This window comes from Slackia heliotrinireducens DSM 20476 (assembly GCF_000023885.1).
GTDB lineage: Bacteria > Actinomycetota > Coriobacteriia > Coriobacteriales > Eggerthellaceae > Slackia > Slackia heliotrinireducens.
Map to the genome: position 1 here is coordinate 784,130 of NC_013165.1, position 17,891 is coordinate 802,020.

15 protein-coding genes are annotated in these 17,891 nt (G+C 60.1%); 10 read left to right on the forward strand and 5 right to left on the reverse strand.

Annotation, left to right across the window (positions count from 1 at the left end; genetic code table 11):
• Positions 1-8 precede the first annotated feature (8 nt).
• Positions 9-266, reverse strand: a complete 258-nt coding sequence (locus tag SHEL_RS03280; protein WP_012797835.1) for a DUF6110 family protein — start codon at positions 264-266, stop codon at positions 9-11.
• A gap of 431 nt (positions 267-697) precedes the next feature.
• Here SHEL_RS03280 and SHEL_RS03285 point away from each other — a divergent pair, with 431 nt between their 5' ends.
• A complete protein-coding gene (locus SHEL_RS03285; protein ID WP_012797836.1) occupies positions 698-1,093 on the forward strand; it encodes a heavy-metal-associated domain-containing protein in 396 nt (131 codons plus the stop codon).
• A gap of 91 nt (positions 1,094-1,184) precedes the next feature.
• On the opposite strand, the gene SHEL_RS03290 is transcribed toward SHEL_RS03285, so the two are convergent.
• A complete protein-coding gene (locus SHEL_RS03290; RefSeq protein ID WP_012797837.1) occupies positions 1,185-2,597 on the reverse strand; it encodes an aminopeptidase in 1,413 nt (470 codons plus the stop codon).
• A gap of 327 nt (positions 2,598-2,924) precedes the next feature.
• Here SHEL_RS03290 and SHEL_RS03295 point away from each other — a divergent pair, with 327 nt between their 5' ends.
• Positions 2,925-4,445: an IMP dehydrogenase gene (locus SHEL_RS03295; RefSeq protein WP_012797838.1), complete on the forward strand. Its 1,521-nt coding sequence runs from the start codon at positions 2,925-2,927 to the stop codon at positions 4,443-4,445.
• A gap of 90 nt (positions 4,446-4,535) precedes the next feature.
• The gene (locus SHEL_RS03300) at positions 4,536-5,645 is read left to right on the forward strand and encodes an RlpA-like double-psi beta-barrel domain-containing protein (RefSeq protein ID WP_012797839.1); all 1,110 of its coding nucleotides are present in this window, start codon (positions 4,536-4,538) and stop codon (positions 5,643-5,645) included.
• Between the two features lie 102 nt (positions 5,646-5,747).
• On the opposite strand, the gene SHEL_RS03305 is transcribed toward SHEL_RS03300, so the two are convergent.
• Both SHEL_RS03305 and SHEL_RS14780 read right to left on the reverse strand, forming a co-directional pair.
• A complete protein-coding gene (locus SHEL_RS03305; protein ID WP_012797840.1) occupies positions 5,748-6,023 on the reverse strand; it encodes a helix-turn-helix domain-containing protein in 276 nt (91 codons plus the stop codon).
• A 128-nt stretch (positions 6,024-6,151) separates the two neighbouring features.
• On the reverse strand, positions 6,152-6,421 hold the full coding sequence (locus SHEL_RS14780; RefSeq protein WP_169304497.1) for a helix-turn-helix domain-containing protein: 270 nt from the start codon (positions 6,419-6,421) through the stop codon (positions 6,152-6,154).
• 407 nt (positions 6,422-6,828) lie between these two features.
• Between SHEL_RS14780 and leuS the strand changes: the two genes are divergently transcribed.
• The 3 genes from leuS to SHEL_RS03320 all read left to right on the forward strand — a co-directional run bounded on the left by leuS (position 6,829) and on the right by SHEL_RS03320 (position 11,353).
• The gene (gene leuS, locus SHEL_RS03310; protein WP_012797842.1) at positions 6,829-9,387 is read left to right on the forward strand and encodes a leucine--tRNA ligase; all 2,559 of its coding nucleotides are present in this window, start codon (positions 6,829-6,831) and stop codon (positions 9,385-9,387) included.
• Between the two features lie 67 nt (positions 9,388-9,454).
• Positions 9,455-10,093 carry a SanA/YdcF family protein gene (locus SHEL_RS03315; protein WP_012797843.1) on the forward strand — a complete coding sequence of 213 codons (639 nt, stop codon included), beginning with the start codon at positions 9,455-9,457 and terminating at the stop codon, positions 10,091-10,093.
• A gap of 126 nt (positions 10,094-10,219) precedes the next feature.
• Positions 10,220-11,353, forward strand: coding sequence for a 4Fe-4S binding protein (locus SHEL_RS03320; RefSeq protein WP_012797844.1), 1,134 nt, complete (start codon positions 10,220-10,222; stop codon positions 11,351-11,353).
• Here the strand turns inward: SHEL_RS03320 and SHEL_RS03325 are convergent.
• Positions 11,350-12,912, reverse strand: a complete 1,563-nt coding sequence (locus SHEL_RS03325) for a LuxR C-terminal-related transcriptional regulator (protein ID WP_012797845.1) — start codon at positions 12,910-12,912, stop codon at positions 11,350-11,352. The two genes, SHEL_RS03320 and SHEL_RS03325, sit on opposite strands and share 4 nt — an antisense overlap.
• A gap of 224 nt (positions 12,913-13,136) precedes the next feature.
• Here SHEL_RS03325 and SHEL_RS03330 point away from each other — a divergent pair, with 224 nt between their 5' ends.
• From SHEL_RS03330 to SHEL_RS03345, 4 genes are all read left to right on the forward strand, one after another.
• Positions 13,137-15,674, forward strand: coding sequence for a DMSO/selenate family reductase complex A subunit (locus SHEL_RS03330; RefSeq protein ID WP_012797846.1), 2,538 nt, complete (start codon positions 13,137-13,139; stop codon positions 15,672-15,674).
• A gap of 23 nt (positions 15,675-15,697) precedes the next feature.
• A complete protein-coding gene (locus SHEL_RS03335; protein ID WP_012797847.1) occupies positions 15,698-16,342 on the forward strand; it encodes a DMSO/selenate family reductase complex B subunit in 645 nt (214 codons plus the stop codon).
• 180 nt (positions 16,343-16,522) lie between these two features.
• Complete coding sequence (locus SHEL_RS03340; RefSeq protein WP_012797848.1) at positions 16,523-17,155, forward strand: DMSO/selenate family reductase complex B subunit; 633 nt, start codon at positions 16,523-16,525, stop codon at positions 17,153-17,155.
• A 24-nt stretch (positions 17,156-17,179) separates the two neighbouring features.
• On the forward strand, positions 17,180-17,887 hold the full coding sequence (locus tag SHEL_RS03345) for a molecular chaperone TorD family protein (RefSeq protein WP_012797849.1): 708 nt from the start codon (positions 17,180-17,182) through the stop codon (positions 17,885-17,887).
• Positions 17,888-17,891: the final 4 nt, after the last annotated feature.

Consider the following 17,891-nt stretch of genomic DNA (forward strand, 5'->3'; position numbering starts at 1 on the left):
TTTCCTAACTAGGCTTCGGCCTCGACTTCTTCGGCGGCTTCGGCATCCTGCTTGGTGAGGTAGGTGGCCTCAGCGACGATGTCGTCGACTTCAGCCTTGGCCTGCTCGATAACGTCATCGTACGTGTTCTTGATGCGCATGCCGGTGGCTGCTGCCTGGACATAGCACTTCTTGGCGGTCTCGCTCTTCAGGGCGGTCAGGCCGACCGTGCCCAGAAGGAATCCGCCGGCGACAAGGAGGGTGTGGGTTTTGCTGAACAGTGACATAGTTGATGCCTTTCTCTTCGAGGTGGGTAATTGCAGTTGTCAACTTACGTATGTTTTTACAGGTTTTTGCGCTTTGTTGCAAGTCAAAAACAGGCGTTAACCTGGGGAAACGATAAACCATAGGTAACTATGTACACATAGGTTAACCATTAGATTCCCGAAACTTCAATCTCCAATCAGGGAATACTTGGCTTATACCAATATCAAAAAACGGAATATATCGTTTCTGATTGGCGCTGGCCTACATCGGTCTGTTTTGAATTATGGAGGAAATGTGAACGCAGGGGTGTTCGCTGCGGTCTGCAAAAGCGGCTGAAGCGTGTCGAACACACGAATCCAATGTTGTATGCCTCAGTTAACAACTGCATGGAAAGTGCTACACTGCGTTATGAGTTATACACCGAGAAGAGGCGTGGGAAGGAAAACGAACTATGAATCTGTCGACTGCCATTGTCATTCTCATCATCGCGGTAATCGGGTTTTTCGCGTTCCGTCGCACCCGCGATGTGTTTTTCGGCAAGAAGGATTGCTGCAACACCAGCCCCGCCGGCCCGAAGGCGAAGAAGTTCAAGGACGTCACCGTTTCGGATACGAACGTGGATAACTATCCCTACGTTGTCGAGGTCACCGTCGGCGGCATGAGCTGCGAGCACTGCGTGCATGCGGTTGAGAATGCCATCAACAGCATCGAAGGCATGTGGGCGACGGTCGATCTTGAGAAACGCACAGCCACGGTCCGTGGCAAGGGCGAAATCGACCAAGACGCTATCGACAAGGTCATCGATCAGGCCGGGTACTACGTTATCCGCCAGCCGAAGCAAGCCTAGGGTCCACGCCGGCTTCGATTCCGTACATATATATAAGAAGGAGGGCGTCCGTCGGGGCGCCCTCCTTCGCGTGTTTGCGTGTTACTTTCGGCTATGCCAGCTTGAGGAATGCGCGGTAGGCCTTAAGCGCTTCGTACAGGTCGGCTTTGCTGACGACCTCCCACGGCGCATGCATGCTCAAGACCGGCACGCCGGCGTCGATAACGTTCATGCCGTATTTTGCCAGGATGTATGCGATGGTGCCGCCGCCGCCCAAGTCGACGCGACCTAGCTCTGCAGTCTGATAGGAGGCCCCGCCCTTGTCCATGATGTCGCGGATCTTAGCCATGTACTCGGCGTTGGCGTCGTTGGATCCGCTCTTGCCGCGGCTGCCCGTGAACTTGTTGAAGACGATGCCGCGTCCAAGGTAGGCAGAGTTCTTAGTTTCGAAAGCGGAAGCGTACAGCGGATCGAGGCCGGCGCTTACATCCGAGGAGAGCATACTGGAGTTGGCCAGGCAGCGGCGCAGGGACAGGTCGGTCAGCTGCCCGCATAAATCCAGGATCTCGGCCATGGTGTTCTCGAAGAACATCGACGTGATGCCCGTGGCGCCTACGGAGCCGATTTCTTCTTTGTCGACTAGCAGGCACACGCCGGTTTTCTCCAAGTTTTCGGCCTCCAGCTGCGCGATGAGCGAGGGGTAGGAGCAGGAACGGTCGTCATGGCCATAGCCCAGAATCATCGAGCGGTCGAAGCCCAGGTCGCGAGCGGGACCTGCGGGAACCACCTCCAGCTCGGAGGACAGGAAGTCCTCTTCGCACATCTGGTATTTGTCCGCCAGCAGCTTGAGCAGCATGGCCTTGACGGGTTCTTTCTCGACGAGCTTGGCCAGATCCTCGTCCTCGATTTCATCCTTGACTGCGGGACGTCCTCCAACCAGCAGGTCCAGGTCCTCACCGGTGACGACCTCGGTGGCCTTCTTCTGCATCTGCTCTTGCGCCAGATGGATGAGCAGGTCGGTAACGCAGAAAACGGGGTCTGCGGGGTCTTCGCCCACGTTGACCTCGACTGCGGAACCGTCCTTCTTCACGACGACGCCGTGCAGCGCCAGCGGCAGTGTGACCCACTGGTATTTCTTGACGCCGCCGTAATAGTGCGTGTCCAAAAGCGCGTAGTCGGTGGATTCGTACACCGGGTTCTGCTTGATGTCCAGACGCGGCGAGTCGATGTGGGCGCCCAGGATGTTCAGGCCGTCCTCCAGCGGACGAGATCCGATGTGGGCGAGCAACAGCGTTTTGCCGTAGGCGTCGGCGTATACACGGTCGCCGGCTTTCAGGGTCATGCCAGCGGCGCGGGCTTCCTCCAGAGAAATGTAACCGGCTTCGCGGGCCATGGCGATCGCGCTTTTCGCGCATTCGCGTTCGGTCTTGTTGGCGCTGATCCATCCGCGGTAGTCTTCGGCGAAGGCCTCCACCGCTGCGCGGTCTTCGGCAGTGTAGTCTTTCCAAGCGTTCTTACGTTCCATCGGTCCTCCTTGGGGGTCGTATTCTGTCCGCGCCATTGTAACGCCGCTTCGTCAAAGGTGCTGTGGAGTGATGCCGAATCGTGGATAAACCTCTGATTGCTGCACGAAGCGTCGTTGGCTTTGCAGGAGTTGGGATTCGGTGCTGCGCGAACGGGTCCAGCAGGTGCGGGCGTTCGGTTTGCCCTCTCCTCTCGGTTCAAGATGTGGCAACATCGTGTGGGAGTGGCATGAATCGAATCGTTTTCCTGTGGTTTGTAGCATATGGGTCGAATACGGCTTTATAATAATCCGCTAACTACGTTTCACCTGCAGAGAAGGAGCTACAGTATGGCCTATTACTACGACGAGCCGTCACGTACATTCAACGAGTATTTGCTGGTTCCCGGTCATACCCCGGCGGATTGCATTCCTGCCAAAGTCAGCCTGAAGACCCCTCTCGTCCGCTACCGCAAGGGAGAAGAGGAGTGCCCCATCTCTCTGAACGTTCCTATGGTTTCGGCAATCATGGCTGCGGTTTCGGACGACAACATGGCGGTCGCGCTGGCCACCGAAGGCGGCATGTCGTTCATCTACGGCAACCAGACCATCGAGCAGGAAGCCGCAATGGTCGCTCGCGTGAAGGCCTACAAGGCAGGCTTCGTCGAGTCCGATTCCAATCTGTCTCCTGAAATGACCCTGGGCCAGGTCGTCGAGCTGAAGGAGAAGACCGGCCACTCCACCATGCCCGTCACCTCCGACGGCACCGGCACGGGTAAGCTGCTCGGCATCGTTACCGAGCGTGACTACCGCCTGTCTCGCATGAGCCTCGATCTGCCGGTTTCTGAATTCATGACCCCGCTCGAGAAGCTGGTCACCGCTACCGAAGGCACGTCTCTCAAGGTCGCCAATGACATCATTTGGGACCATAAGCTGAACTCTCTGCCCATCGTCGACGACGAAGGCAATCTGAAATACCTGGTCTTCCGCCAGGACTACGACACCCACAAAGAGAACCCCCTTGAGCTGCTCGACGATGAGAAGCGTTATATGGTAGGCGCGGGCATCAATTCCCGCGACTATGCCGAGCGCGTTCCCGCTTTGGTGGAGGCCGGTGCCGACGTGCTGTGCATCGACTCCTCCGAAGGCTTCTCCGATTGGCAGAAGATGACCATCGAATGGATCCGCGAGCATTACGGCACCGATGTCAAGGTTGGTGCCGGCAATGTCGTCGACCGCGACGGTTTCCGTTTCTTGGCCGACGCCGGTGCTGACTTCGTGAAGATCGGCATCGGAGGCGGCTCCATCTGCATCACCCGTGAGACCAAGGGCATCGGCCGCGGCCAGGCCACGGCTACCATCGAAGTCGCAAAGGCTCGTGACGAATACTTCGAGGAGACCGGAATCTACATCCCCATCTGTTCCGACGGCGGCATCGTTTACGACCATCATATCTCCCTGGCTTTGGCCATGGGCGCCGACTTCGTCATGCTGGGCCGTTACTTCGCCCGCTTCGACGAGAGCCCGTCCCACAAGGTCATGGTCAACGGCACGTATATGAAGGAATATTGGGGCGAGGGTTCCGCCCGTGCCCGCAACTGGGGTCGTTACGATCTGGGCGGCAAGAAGTCCCTGTCCTTCGAGGAAGGTGTCGATTCCTACGTCCCCTACGCCGGTCCGCTGAAGGACAACATGGCGGTCACGCTGTTGAAGATCAGGTCGACGATGTGCAACTGCGGTGCACTGACCATTCCCGAATTCCAAGATAAGGCGAAGCTCACCGTTATCAGCTCGACGTCCATCGTCGAAGGCGGTGCGCACGACGTCCTGTTGAAGGACAAGACGCCTTACGTCAGCAACGTCACGAACTAGTCGACGGTTGACGTTACAAGAGAAAGCAGTTGCGTTATTAGTACTACAAAGAACATATCAACGGTCGTCGTCGCCTTCGCGCTGGCATTCGTGCTAGGCGCGTTCGGCGCTGCCACCGCATATGCAGACACCGTGTCTGCGGCGCAGTCCGATTTGGATGCGGCTGAAGAGCGCCTTGCTGAAATCACCGAGGAATACGAAGCCATCCAGGCAGAAGTTGACGATTTGCAGGCGCAGATCGATGAGGCTACCGTAGGCGTCATGGAGGCCCAGGAGGCCGTCCGCCTGGGTAAGGAAAACCTTGCCCACGACGCAATCTACAGCTACAAGGGCGGTGGCGTTTCCCTGCTGGGCATCGTGCTGGGATCCCAGAACCTCGATGACCTGGTGAAGAACATCTCCTATCTCGACGCCATCGAGGGCGCACAGATGGACGCCATCGAAGAGCAGCAGCGACTGAACGACGAGTTCCAGGCGGCTCTTGACGATTTGGGTTCGAAGAAGGACCTTCAGATGGAGAAGCTTTCCGAGGCTGCCGACAAAGCGGCCGAGGCTCAGCAGGTTGTAACCACCGCTGAGCGGAATCTGCAGTCGGCGCAGGCCGAAGCTGCGGAGGCGGAGCGATTGGCTGAGCTGCAGGCCCAGGCCGAGGCTTTGGCAGCGCAGCAGGCCGAAAAAGCCGCCCAGAAGAATGCAGTTGTGGAAGAGGGCGTCGAAGAGGAACCCTCTAACGCCACGGAGGCGACAGAATCCAAGCAGGAGTCCTCCTCTGACGACGCATCCAGCGCCGACGAATCCGATGCCGACGAGTCGAGCCAGAACACCGAAAGTGACAGCACCGGCGGTGGATCGACAACCCCTGAAACCGTGTCAGACAACACCACGGGCTGGCATACTGGCACGGCATCGGCGTACGGTGCGGTAAGCGATGGCACATTGGGCGCAACGACGGCTCTGGGCAACGTGGTGACCGAATCGTCGATGGGCGTGGCCATTCCTATGTCCATGCCGAACTACACTTCCTACATGGGACGCAGCGTCGAAATCTCCTACAACGGGCGCACCGTCGTCGCGTATGTGGACGACTGCGGCGGCTTGTACGGACGGTCGCTTGACCTGCAGCCTGGTGTATGGGCGGCTCTTGGTGCCAGCTCCTGCTTCGATTGGGGCGTGCGCACTGTTAGCTACCGTTTCCTGTAACGCGGCTTCGCCGATACACGAACACGCGAGCCCGTCGGTTACCCGGCGGGCTCGTTGCGTGTAAAGAGCTTGAGGGAATGCGGTTTCGCCGCGCCAATGGGTTTATTGGCCGTCGCTTTCGGAATCGGAGCCTTGAGTTTTGCTGCTGGCTTTAGAGATGCCTTTCAGCAGCTGGCCGACGTTAACGTCGAGCGCATCGGCAATATCAAGAAGCCTTGCCAGGTTCGGAATCTCCTCGCCGCTTTCGACTTTTGAAATGTAGCTATGGTCAGACATGCCGATCATGGCGCCGAGCTGTTCCTGAGACATGCCGCAGTCTCTTCTCGCCGCAATGATGGCTTGGCTTATGGAAAACAGTCTTTTATCGGTCTCTTTCATGGTTCATAGGTTAAAGCAACAAAAGAGCAAGTATGTGAGCTATAGGGCACAATCGCTCCATTCGCGTAAAATTGCAAAAAGAGCAGTGCATTCATTTCCTATCGATTTGGGGCGGGATGGCGACGCGTTTAGTCGTTCGACGGGTCCTGGGGTTCGAACGGGGAATCGAGCTTCCGAACGTCCATGACGAAGTAGCTGATCTCGACATCCAGGGCGTCAGCCAGCGTCAAAAGCCTTTGCATGCTGGGGATACGTTTGCCGTTCTCGATTTTTGAGATGAAGCTGTGATCGGACATGTCGATCATGTGGGCCAACTGCTCCTGTGTCAGCCCATTGGTCTCGCGGGCCTTTGCGACGGCCCGTCCTACCGATAGCAGTCTTTCGTCAATCTTTCTCATGGTGAAAGCGTAAGGGCGATTGGAAGAAACCATGTGAGCTATAGGGCACATTGGGCGATTTTTCCGAAAGAATCTCTAATTAACCGTCAAAGGTGCTTACCGTGGGATGGGCTCGATCCACCGATAACGGCGCGTTTCGCCCAGACGTCCGATCGTCTATTGGCATCCGGCACCGCTCTTGTGACCGCAGCATAGCAAAAGATTAGTCGGGTGGGGCTGACGAAGTCGTCTTCACGACGATTCGAACGTTCCGTAGGCCCGGCTGCGGGATCGACTCCAGTTTCGACCCCGTCACGCCGGGGGCATGTTGCGCGTTGCTTTCGTGGTTTAGGCGTTCCAGCTGGCCTTTGGCGCGTCAAGGCGTATAATAACGAAATTCATGTTTTCGCGAGAAGCTGGGAGCCCATATGAAAGAGTACAACCCTCATGACATAGAGCCTCGCTGGCAGAAGGCCTGGGAGGAAGCCGACCTGTACAAGGTCGCGGACGATTCCGATCGCCCGAAGAAATACGTTCTTGAGATGTTCCCCTATCCGTCGGGCGACATCCACATGGGCCATGCGCGCAACTACACCATTGGCGACGTGACTGCCCGTTACGCCACCATGCGCGGATTCGACGTCCTGCATCCCATGGGGTGGGATGCCTTCGGTCTGCCTGCCGAAAACGCAGCAATCAAGCGCAACAGCCACCCAGCCGTGTGGACGTACCAGAACATCGACACGCAGAAGGCCAGCTTCAAGCGCATGGGCTTCTCCTACGACTGGGACCGCATGGTCGTCGCCTGCGACCCCGAGTACTACCGCTGGGGCCAGTGGATTTTCGAACAGTTCTGGAAACGCGGTCTGGTCGAGCGCCGCAACTCGCCGGTCAACTGGTGCCCGAGCTGTGCCACTGTTCTCGCGAACGAGCAGGTCATCGAGGGTAAATGCTGGCGTTGCGATTCCGAGGTCGAGAAGCGCGACCTGACGCAGTGGTACCTCAAGATTACCGACTACGCCCAGGAACTGTTGGACGACCTGGACCAGCTGGATGGTTGGCCCGAGCGTGTCAAGCAGCAGCAGGCCAACTGGATCGGCCGCTCCGAAGGCGCCGAGGTCAAGTTCCTGCTGTGCGACGCTGACGGCAACATCCCGGCGCAGCCTGCCGACGAAGACTATATCACCGTGTTCACCACCCGCGCAGACACCTTGTTCGGATGCAGCTTCTTCGTGCTGGCGCCGGAATACAAGGGTCTGCATGAGATGGTCTGCGGCTCCGAATACGAGAAACCGGTCATGGACCTGGTCGAGGCCTCCAAGAAAATTACGGCCGTTGAGCGTGCCCAGGGCAACCGTGAGAAGCACGGTTGCTTCACCGGCCGCTATGTGGTCAACCCCATCAACGGCGAGAAGGTGCCGGTTTGGGTGGCCGACTATGTCGTGGCCGATTACGGCACCGGCGCGGTTATGGCCGTGCCCTGCGGCGACCAGCGCGACTTCGAGTTCGCCCGCAAGTACGACCTGCCCATCATCCCCATCATCCTGACTCAGGACGATCCGCTGTATCCGCAGCTCAAGGATGAGAAGAACCGCGTCGTGACCAAGGTCGACTGGGATGAGGCCATGGCGGCCGAAGGCATCCTGGTCCAGTCCGGCGAATACACCGGCATGGTCGGCGGCAAGCACTCCGAAGGCGAGTCGGCCGTCGTCGCCAAGCTGGAGGAAATGGGCATGGGCGGCCGCAAGGTCGAGTTCCGCCTGCGCGATTGGCTCATCAGCCGCCAGCGCTACTGGGGTAACCCCATTCCCGCCATCCATTGTCCCGAGTGCGGCGTGGTGCCTGTTCCCGAAGAGGATCTGCCCGTGCTGCTGCCCGAGGACATCGATCTGGCCGCCGGCGAAACGCTGGCAACCCATGAGGAATTCGCGAAGTGCACCTGCCCCAAGTGCGGCGGCCCTGCGCGTCGCGAAACCGACACCATGGACACCTTCACCTGCTCCAGCTGGTATTACATGCGCTATACCGACGCCCACAACAGCGAGGCGCCCTTCGATCCGGCCAAGGCCAACGCCTGGCTGCCCGTCGACCAGTACATCGGCGGCATCGAGCACGCCATCCTGCACCTGCTGTACAGCCGTTTCTTCACCAAGGTTCTGCGCGACTGCGGCATGCTGAATTTCGACGAGCCTTTCAAGAACCTGCTGTGCCAGGGCATGGTGCTGGACAGCAACGGCGATGTCATGAGCAAGTCCAAGGGCAACGTGGTGAGCCCCGAGGTTATGATCGACTCCTACGGTGCCGACGCCGTGCGCGCCTACATCCTGTTCATGGCGCCGCCCGACAAGGAACTGCTCTGGAACGAGGACGGCCTGGCCGGTCTGTACAAGTTCCTGAACCGCGCCTGGCGCATCGTGAACGACCTGGTCGGTTGCGCGGACGAGAACACCTATTTCCAGGAGGCCGGCACGCAGCAGCAGATCGAGGCGGCTGCCGCCAAGCTGAAGCGTGAGCGCCACCGTGTGGTGGGCAAGGTTGCCGCCGACTTCGAACGCAACAACTTCAATACGGCCATTTCTGCCATCATGGAGCTGTGCAATGCCGCCACCGACTATCTGCGCATCACGCCGGCAGACGCCCGCGACGCTGCGCTGACCGCCGAAGTGGCCGAGGTCCTGGTTCTGCTCATGGCCCCCATCACCCCGCACTGGGCCCAGGAACTGTGGGTCACCGTGCTGGGCAAGGACGGTTTCCTGCACAAGCAGCCCTGGCCGGAATTCGATCCTGAGCAGGCTAAAGCTGGCGAGGTCGAGCTGGCTGTCCAGGTCAACGGCAAGGTGAAGGCCCGCATTACCGTGGCCGCCGACGCCGCCCAGGACGATATCGCCGCCGAAGCCCTCGAGGCTGCAAGCAAGGCAACCGAAGGCAAGAGCGTCGTGAAGACCATCGTCATTCCCGGTCGACTGGTCAACATCGTCGTCAAATAGTCCATTGATCGAACGCCGGCCGGGACAGGTGCCTGGCCGGCGTTTTCGTATATGAGAAAGGTCGCATGTGGTCAAGGGCTTCCTCAAATTCCTCCTTGCGCTGCTGATCGCCGCCGTTGTCGTGGTGGGCGGTCTCAACGCTTGGGTCGTGATGTCCGCAACCACCGACGACTATACGTTGGAGCAGGCACAGGAGCTGGACGTGCAGGCGGAATGCATCGTCGTGCTGGGCGCCAGCGTGCTGCCGGACGGCACGCCCTCCGACATCCTGAAGGGGCGCCTTGACGCCGCCATCGCGCTATACGAAAGCGGTGCGGCTCCCGTGATCGTCATGTCCGGCAACGGGACCGAATCCAACTACGATGAGCCTTTCCACATGAAACAATACGCCATCGAGCAGGGCGTTCCCGCCGATGCCATCGTGCTGGACCGGGCCGGCTACCACACGTACGACACCATGTGGCGTCTGGCCAACATATACGGCGCCGACAGCTGCATCGTCATCACCCAGGAATACCACCTGTACAGGTCCGTGTTCGACGCCAAAAGCTGCGGCATGGATGCCGTCGGCGTCGTCAGCGACAACGGCACCTACAACGACCAGTTGTGGTACGACGTGCGCGAGGTGGCCAGCCGCTGCCATGACGGGTTTTTGGCCCTGGCTGGCGCAGCCCCGGAAAACCAGATCACGCCGTTCGAATACTAGCTGCGGACTCGCCGGTTTCCCTTTCGGCTTTACGTCTACATTCCACATTGCCCCCAAACGGAAACCTTTACTCTTGACAAGTAGTAGTACACTATTTGCCAGAGTTTGTTGCTGTTAGGGGGAAACATGGCAATTGCTGACGACCTCGCATTGTATGCCGTCGGATATTTCGCTCACGAAAGCCATCCGTTCAGGATGGATTCGTACTGTCTGAACACCATCCAGCGTAAAACGCCTTGCACCACCTGCTCGGACGTCTGCCCCGAACAGCTCAACATCTCCGCGCGCAAACCCAACTGGAAGGGATGCATCAACTGCAACCTGTGCGTGACCATGTGTCCGACGGAAGCGATCCATGAGTCGACCACCTCGCTGACCAGCACGCTTTCCGCATTGGATACCGACGGCGACTATATCGTCGTGGCGTGCGACGACTACGAGGGCCATGCGGACGTGCGCTGCGCCTGCATCGGCTGCATGCCTTGGGAACTGTTGGCCGCCATGTCCCTTTCGAAAGGCATCGTGCTCAAAACCAAAATCTGCCGCGAGTGCCCCAACGAGTTCCTTGTGGAAGAGGTCAAGGGCAAGGTGAAGAAGCTCCGTCGCTTCTTCGGGAAAGAGGAGTTCTTGCGCCGGTTCTTCACGGCCGAACCGGAGGAGGGGAAGGCCTCAGCGGGTGCCGCGAAGCGCCATGCCTTCAGCTCTGCGTTCGGCGCTGTGAAATCGGGCGCCGAGCAGATCGTCGCGGAGAATCCGCCGAAGGTGTCGCATTATCGCGCCTTGCTGTTGGAGTCCCTCGAGAGCATCCCCGAAGAGAATCGTCCCGCCGTCACATGGGAAACGCTTGTGCAGGACGGCGATTGCCGCGGTTGCATCATCTGCGGCCGTATGTGTCCGCACGACTCCATCAAGCTCAACATTCCCGACGTGACCGCGTCGGAATACAGCAGCGTGCTTCGGGTCGGCCCCGGTGCCAACGACACTGAGGAAACCCAGATCGAAGAGTTCCAGTATCCGCAGAGTTACATTCACGAGGCCAGCCGCTGCACCCAGTGCGGCCTGTGCTACATCAGCTGTCCCATCAGCAACATCGGCGGTTGGGATAAGATCACGACCAAGAAGGTGCCGGCATACAACGAGACGCCCATCAGCGTCAAGCTGTGCGAGAAATGCAAGCGTCCCTTCAAACCCGACAACGAAGAGGATACCGTGTGCCAAACCTGCAACCGCAGGAAATTCGGCATCGGAGGCCGCCGTTAGCCGATCGCGGTGTTCTGGACCATAAGCGTGAGCTCCTGTTTGGAGTGGATGTCCAGTTTGGTGTAGATGTGCTTGCTGTGGGTACGCACCGTGTTCTCGGAGATGAACAGGTCCTCGGCGATTCGCGCAACGGTCATGCCGCGGGCGATGGCTTCCATCACCTCGGTCTCGCGGGTCGAAAGCCCGTATTGCTCCTGCAACACCAGGCACTGCTTCGACATACGGTCGGTGATTTCTCGACCGTTCGCTTCCGCCTTTGTAACAGGGCTTTCCGGCTTGCCCTCCGGCGACGGGGTTGTTTCCGCGGCGGCATCCGGCGCGGGCGCAGGCTTCTTCTTCGTCAGCTTGATGAGCTCGACCTGCTCGGCGCGTTTTTCAGCCCGGGCGTCGCTGCGCAGATGGGCCGTCCAGACAAGGAACAATGCCATGCCCGCCATGTACATGGCAAACAGCGATAGCATGGCGATGCTACTCAGGTTTCCAAGCTTGGATCCGTAGGCGATCCATCCCAGCACGAAACCGATGCCTTGGGCGCCGTAAGCATAGCTTCCGAAGAATCCGTAGGCGAATACGGGGTTGATGCCGCGGTCGCGGGAAATCTGTGCGCTCTGCATCATGATGGCCAGCACGATGATGGAGAAAAGCATGTAGGCCATGCCCGCGAACATGCTCAGGCCAACCATGCCCTGCATGAAAGGGAACACCAGCAAGCCCAAAGCCAGAATGGGGAACGACACCGTGAAGATGCGGCTGATGTCGAATCGGATGGAGAAGGTGCGCCACGCGAACAGCAGGCCGACGGCCGCCAGAAACAAACCCACCATGGACACGGAGTTGACCAGGCTGTTGACGCCGGCGTCCAGAACGGCCACGCCGCGCGCAAGGCCGCTGGCGAACCCGAGGGCGGCCACAGCAACCGCACTTGGCCAGAAGTCCTTGATTACCGTCACATACACTTGGGGATGCTGGCGGGGCACGTCTTCAAACATGGGCTGCTGGAAATCCATCTCACGTACGCACAGGGTAAACGCCAGCGCGCAGATGGGCAGCATGACCACGGGAATGAGGAACGCCGTCAACGCGTTGGGGACCAGGTACAGCGCCATGTACAGAACGGCCGCGACCGCGCTGCCGCACAGCAGCCGGAAGTTGCCTTCGACGGGGTCGGCGGATGCGAAGTAACGTTGCCAAAGCATGAAGCCTCCGGCGCATCCCACGCCTAGCAGCACGCCGCCCGCGACGACGAATGCCATGGTGAAAGCCGGCACATACATGGCTGCGATGACGCTTGAAGACCCGAGGAAGATCATGCTGGTCACGAGAAACACCAGCATGCGCCGTGCTCCGCCTGGAAGGAAGTAGACGCCGATGGTGCTGGATGCGAAAGCGACGAAGAAGGCGATCGACTGGGCAAGGTAGAAGATGATGGTGACTTGCTCGGTTTGGAAGCTTGCGGGCAGAAACGGGAAGACGCCGCCCCATGCCTGGGTGGCGTTGATGACCATGAACATGGCGTATCCAAGCATGGAAATATGCGGGCGTAGCGCTTCCGTCTGCAACCCCGTCCTCCTCTAATCGCTCGGAAGAAGTGTCGCAAGACTTCGCCGCGAATGCAAGCGTTAATCCAATAACACATATCACATACTCTGTCTTGAACTGGTAAAATGCAAAAATCACATGCGGTATGTGATGCCTCCGGCACCGATTTGCCGTATTTTCTGCACCAGAACGGGCAACGCAGGCCCGAAGTATTCTTGATTCTTGATACAAAAGGGGGGAACTTATGGTCAAGAACGACGAGCTTACCGTCTCGCGCCGTAAATTCGTGAAGGGCTCGTTCGCGGGCGCCGTTGCGACCGCCGGCGTTCTGGGCGGTGCATCCATGTTCGGCTGCTCGCCGAGCGAAGAGGGTGGAGAAACGACCGCACCCGAAAGCGCCGAGGAAGCCGCAAGCATGCCGGCTCCTAACGCACTTCCCGAGGACACCATCACCTGGTGCCAGTGCAATGTCAACTGCGGCGGTAACTGCGTGTTCCAGTGGCATTCCCAGGACGGCAAGGTCACCTATATGGAGACCGACAACACGGGAGACGACGAGAACTTCCAGGCCCGCGCCTGCCTGCGCGGCCGCAGCATGCGTCGCTGGCTGAACAGCTCCGAGCGTCTGCTCTATCCCATGAAGCGCGTGGGCAAGCGCGGTTCCGGCGAGTTCGAGCAGATCACGTGGGACGAGGCTCTGGACCTGCTGCATGACAAGCTGCAGTACACCATCGACACGTGGGGCAACGAGGCCATCTACCGCATCTACGCCACCGGCATGTATTCGACCACCGGCAATCCGTCCAAGCGTTTCCTGAACTGCATCGGCGGCTGCGTTGACCAGCTGTACGACTACTCCACGCACATGCTGCAGGCTATTATGCCCTTCATGTACGGCACCCAGTTCTCGCCCTACGACAACGTGCACGCCTCTTCCTTCAGCGAGGCCGAAGCCAACTCCGACCTGGTGGTCATGTTCGGCAACTCTCCGGCAGAAACCCGCATGGGCGGCATCAACGCCGTGTGGGACTTCGCCAAGGTGCGCGAAGCCGTCCAGTCCCGCGGCGGCAAGATCGTCAACATCGACTATCGTCTGAACGAAACCTCTTCGGGCCATCCCGAAGAGTGGCTGCCCATCCGCACCGGCACCGACGCCGCGCTGTGCGCAGCCCTCATCCATGAGTTCATCGCCGACGGCAAGACCGACGAGGACTTCCTGTCCACCTACTGCGTAGGATGGAACGAGGACACCATGCCCGAAGGCTCCAAGGGCAAGAACCTTTCCTACTACGACTACATCATGGGTACCGGCTACGACAAGGTGGAGAAGACCCCCGAATGGGCCGCTCCCATCACCCAGATTCCGGCCGACACCATCCGCGCTCTGGCCGCCGACCTCGAAAACGCCGAAGCTCCCTTCGTGGTGCAGGGCTGGGGTCCGCAGCGCCACACCAACGGCGAAGAGGCTTGTCGCGCCATCTGCATGGTTCCCATCGCGCTGGGCAAGATCGGCCTTCCCGGCACCAACACCGGCCAGCGTGAGGCCGAGCCGCCCATCTACCTGGTCGGCAGCATCCCCGGCGCCGACGAGAACGGCCCCGTTACCCAGGGCTGCTCCATCCTGATCCCCGTGTACCAGTGGCTCAACGTCGTCGACCACGGCACCGAGATGGGCGTGAAGAAGGGCGGCATCGTCGATCCCGCAGGCGAGCTCGACGACAACGACGGCATGCTCCACACGAACATCCACTTCATCTGGAACTACGCCGGCAACTGCATCACCAACCAGCACGGCGACGCCAACAAGGTCTATGATGTCCTCAATTCCATCTCCGATGACGACCTGTTCATCATGACCTGGGATACCGTCATGACCGACTCCGCGAAGTACTCCGACCTGATCCTGCCGGACGCCATGCGCTCCGAGCAGATGAACATGCAGACCCAGGGCTACGCCGAGTACTACGCCGGCGTCACCGTCGGCAACCCCGCCCAGGAAGCTCCCGGCGAGTGCCGCAGCTCCTATGATGTGTTGGCCGATTTGGCCGAACGCTTCGACATGCGCGATGCCTTCACCAACGGCGGCATGACCCATGACGACTGGGTGAAGTACCTCTACGAGAACAACTTCTCCGAGGCCTATGGCATCGAGATGCCTACCTGGGATGAAATCCTGGAGCAGGGCGTGTTCAAGCTGCCCGTCGACCCCTCCGTCGGCCTGAAGGCGTTCCGCGACGACCCTGAGGCCAATGCCCTGGGCACCCCGTCCGGCAAGATCGAAATCTACTCCGAGCAGCTCGCCGCCCTCAACGATGAGTGGGAGCTCGAGTACGAGGACGAACCCATCCAGCCGCTGCCCATCTTCAACCCCGGCTTCCACGGCTACGGCTCGGTGACCGATGAGTATCCGCTGTACTGCACCGGCTTCCATCACAAGAGCCGCACGCACAGCTCCTACGGCTTCATCCGCGAGCTCGAGCAGGTCGCCCGTCAGCAGCTGTGGATCAACCCCATGGACGCCGAGGCCCGCGGCATCGCCAACGGCGACCAGGTCATCGTGACGTCGCCCGCAGGCCAGATCAAGATCGAGGCCAAGGTGACCTCCCGCATCGTACCCGGCACGATCGCCGTGCCCCAGGGTTCGTGGCGCAAGGCAGATATGGAAGGCGACCGCATCGACGAGGGCGGCTGCGTGAACACGCTGTCCGTCTACCATCCGACGCCGTACGCCAAGGGCAACGGCCCTGCCCATTCCATGATCGCCGAAGTCGCCAAGGCTTAAGTTAGGTACCAGGGGGAATACTCATGACTCAATACGGATTCTACTTCAACAGCGCACGCTGCACCGGTTGCCGTACCTGCGAAATGGCGTGCAAGGACAACAAGGACCTGGCCGAGACCGTGGCCTTCCGCAAGATCTTCGACTACGAGGGCGGCGATTGGACCGACAACGGCGACGGCACCTTCACCCAGACCGCCTTCGCATACCACGTAAGCGCCGCCTGCAACCATTGCGCGAACCCCGCCTGCGTGGCCAACTGCCCGACCGGCGCCATGCAGAAGGACCCCGAGACCGGCATCGTCCAGTCCGATCCTGAAGTCTGCATCGGCTGCGGCACCTGCGCGAACACCTGCCCCTACAGCGTGCCCGTCATCGTGGAGCAGAAGTCCCGCAAGTGCGACATGTGCCGCGACCGCGTGGCCGCCGGCCTGCGTCCCATCTGCGTCGACGCCTGCCCGCTGCGCGCCCTGGATTGGGGCGACATCGAGGAGCTCAAGACCAAGTATCCCGACGCCGTCGACGGCATCGCGCCTCTGGCCGATCCTTCGCAGACCACCCCGTCCATCCTCATCGGCACCTGCCCTGCCTGCAAGGAGGTCGGCGACACCACCGGCATGGTGAGCAACCAGAAGGAAATCGACCTGGAGCCCGCCCGCGAAATCATCTAACGCGCGGCAGCCGCCTGCCCCATCAGGCGTTGCCAGGACAAGCCCTGCATCCCGTCCACCATCCCCAGGATGCAGGGCGCTTCTGCATTTTCGCGGCGCCGACCGGCCGCGAGCGGCGGGAAGGTATAATGCCGGGTATGCGAACAACCGGCGGCATCGCTATTCGGGGAAGGTGAAACGGTGCTGGGGTTCTTTTTCGACAACAGCCGCTGCACCGGTTGCCGAACCTGCGAAATGGCCTGCGTGGACTACAACGACTTACCTGCGGGCCGCAAATACCGGCGGATCATCGACTACGAAGGCGGAACCTGGATCGACAACGGCGACGGCACCTTCTCGACCAGTGCGTTCTGCTACCACATCTCGCTGGCATGCAACCACTGCGCAAACCCCGAATGCGTCCATGTATGCCCGACCGGCGCCATGCATAAAAACGACCTGGGTCTTGTGGTGGTCAACAACGAACGCTGCGTGGGCTGCGGATACTGCACCATCGCCTGCCCGTACCACGCGCCGTCCATCGACCCGATCCTGCGCCAGAGCTCGAAGTGCCACGGCTGCTCGGACCGCGTGGCAGCCGGCAAGCGCCCCATCTGCGTGGAGGCCTGTCCGCTGCGGGCGCTGGACTTCGGCGAGGTCGACGATCTGATCGCGCGGCACGGCACGTTCGACGCGAACATCCTGCCGTTGCCTGATTCGAAGCTGACCAGCCCGAACCTGATGGTGAAAAAGTCGCCGGCCGCCGATTCCGAAATGGCCGAAGAGGGCAGCGTCGTCAACTGGCTCGAGATTGAGAACAACCACGAGGAATAACCTCGCGTGATGGAAGGAACTGGTATGGAGACCGAATTCGTACGACGCGAACGCGCCATGAACGAGAAGGAGCCGTGGTGCGTGACCGATGAGGCCGCCATGCGGGAAATGCTTGACGACGAGGACTTTCGCGCGGCGTTCGCAGGCGCCATGCGACTTCTGGGAACCATCTTCCTTTTGCGTCCCATCCACGGCGAGGCCCTGGAGGCCGTCCAGGCTCTGGAGGTCATGGACCTGCGCGCGGATTGGCCTTTTGGGACAGAAGACCAGCTTGATCAGGCCCAAGGACTGTTGCGGGCCGGTGCCAACGAAGACCTGTACAAGCGCGACCTGGAGTTCATGCGCCTCTTCCGCGGTACGGGAAACCGCAAGGCGGCTCCGTACGGTTCGGTCTACATGGACCATGACCGCGTGCTGTTCGGCTGGACGTGGAACGCGCTTCGCGACTGGATGCGCAGCAACGGCGTGACCACGCTCTACCAGGAACGCGAGCCCGAGGACCAGATCGGTCGCATGATGCTGCTGGCTGCGGAGCTTTCCGACAGCCGCCCCGACCTGCTGCCGGAATTCCTGGGCGACCACTTCCTGCCCTGGGCCGACCATTTCCTGGAGCTGTTCCAGGCGGACACCCAGTCCTTCACCTACACGGGTGCTGCGGTGCTTGCGCGCCTGACCTTGGACGACGTGGCGCATCTTCTGGCTGTCCAACCTGCCCGGCGCCGGTTCTTCTAACGCG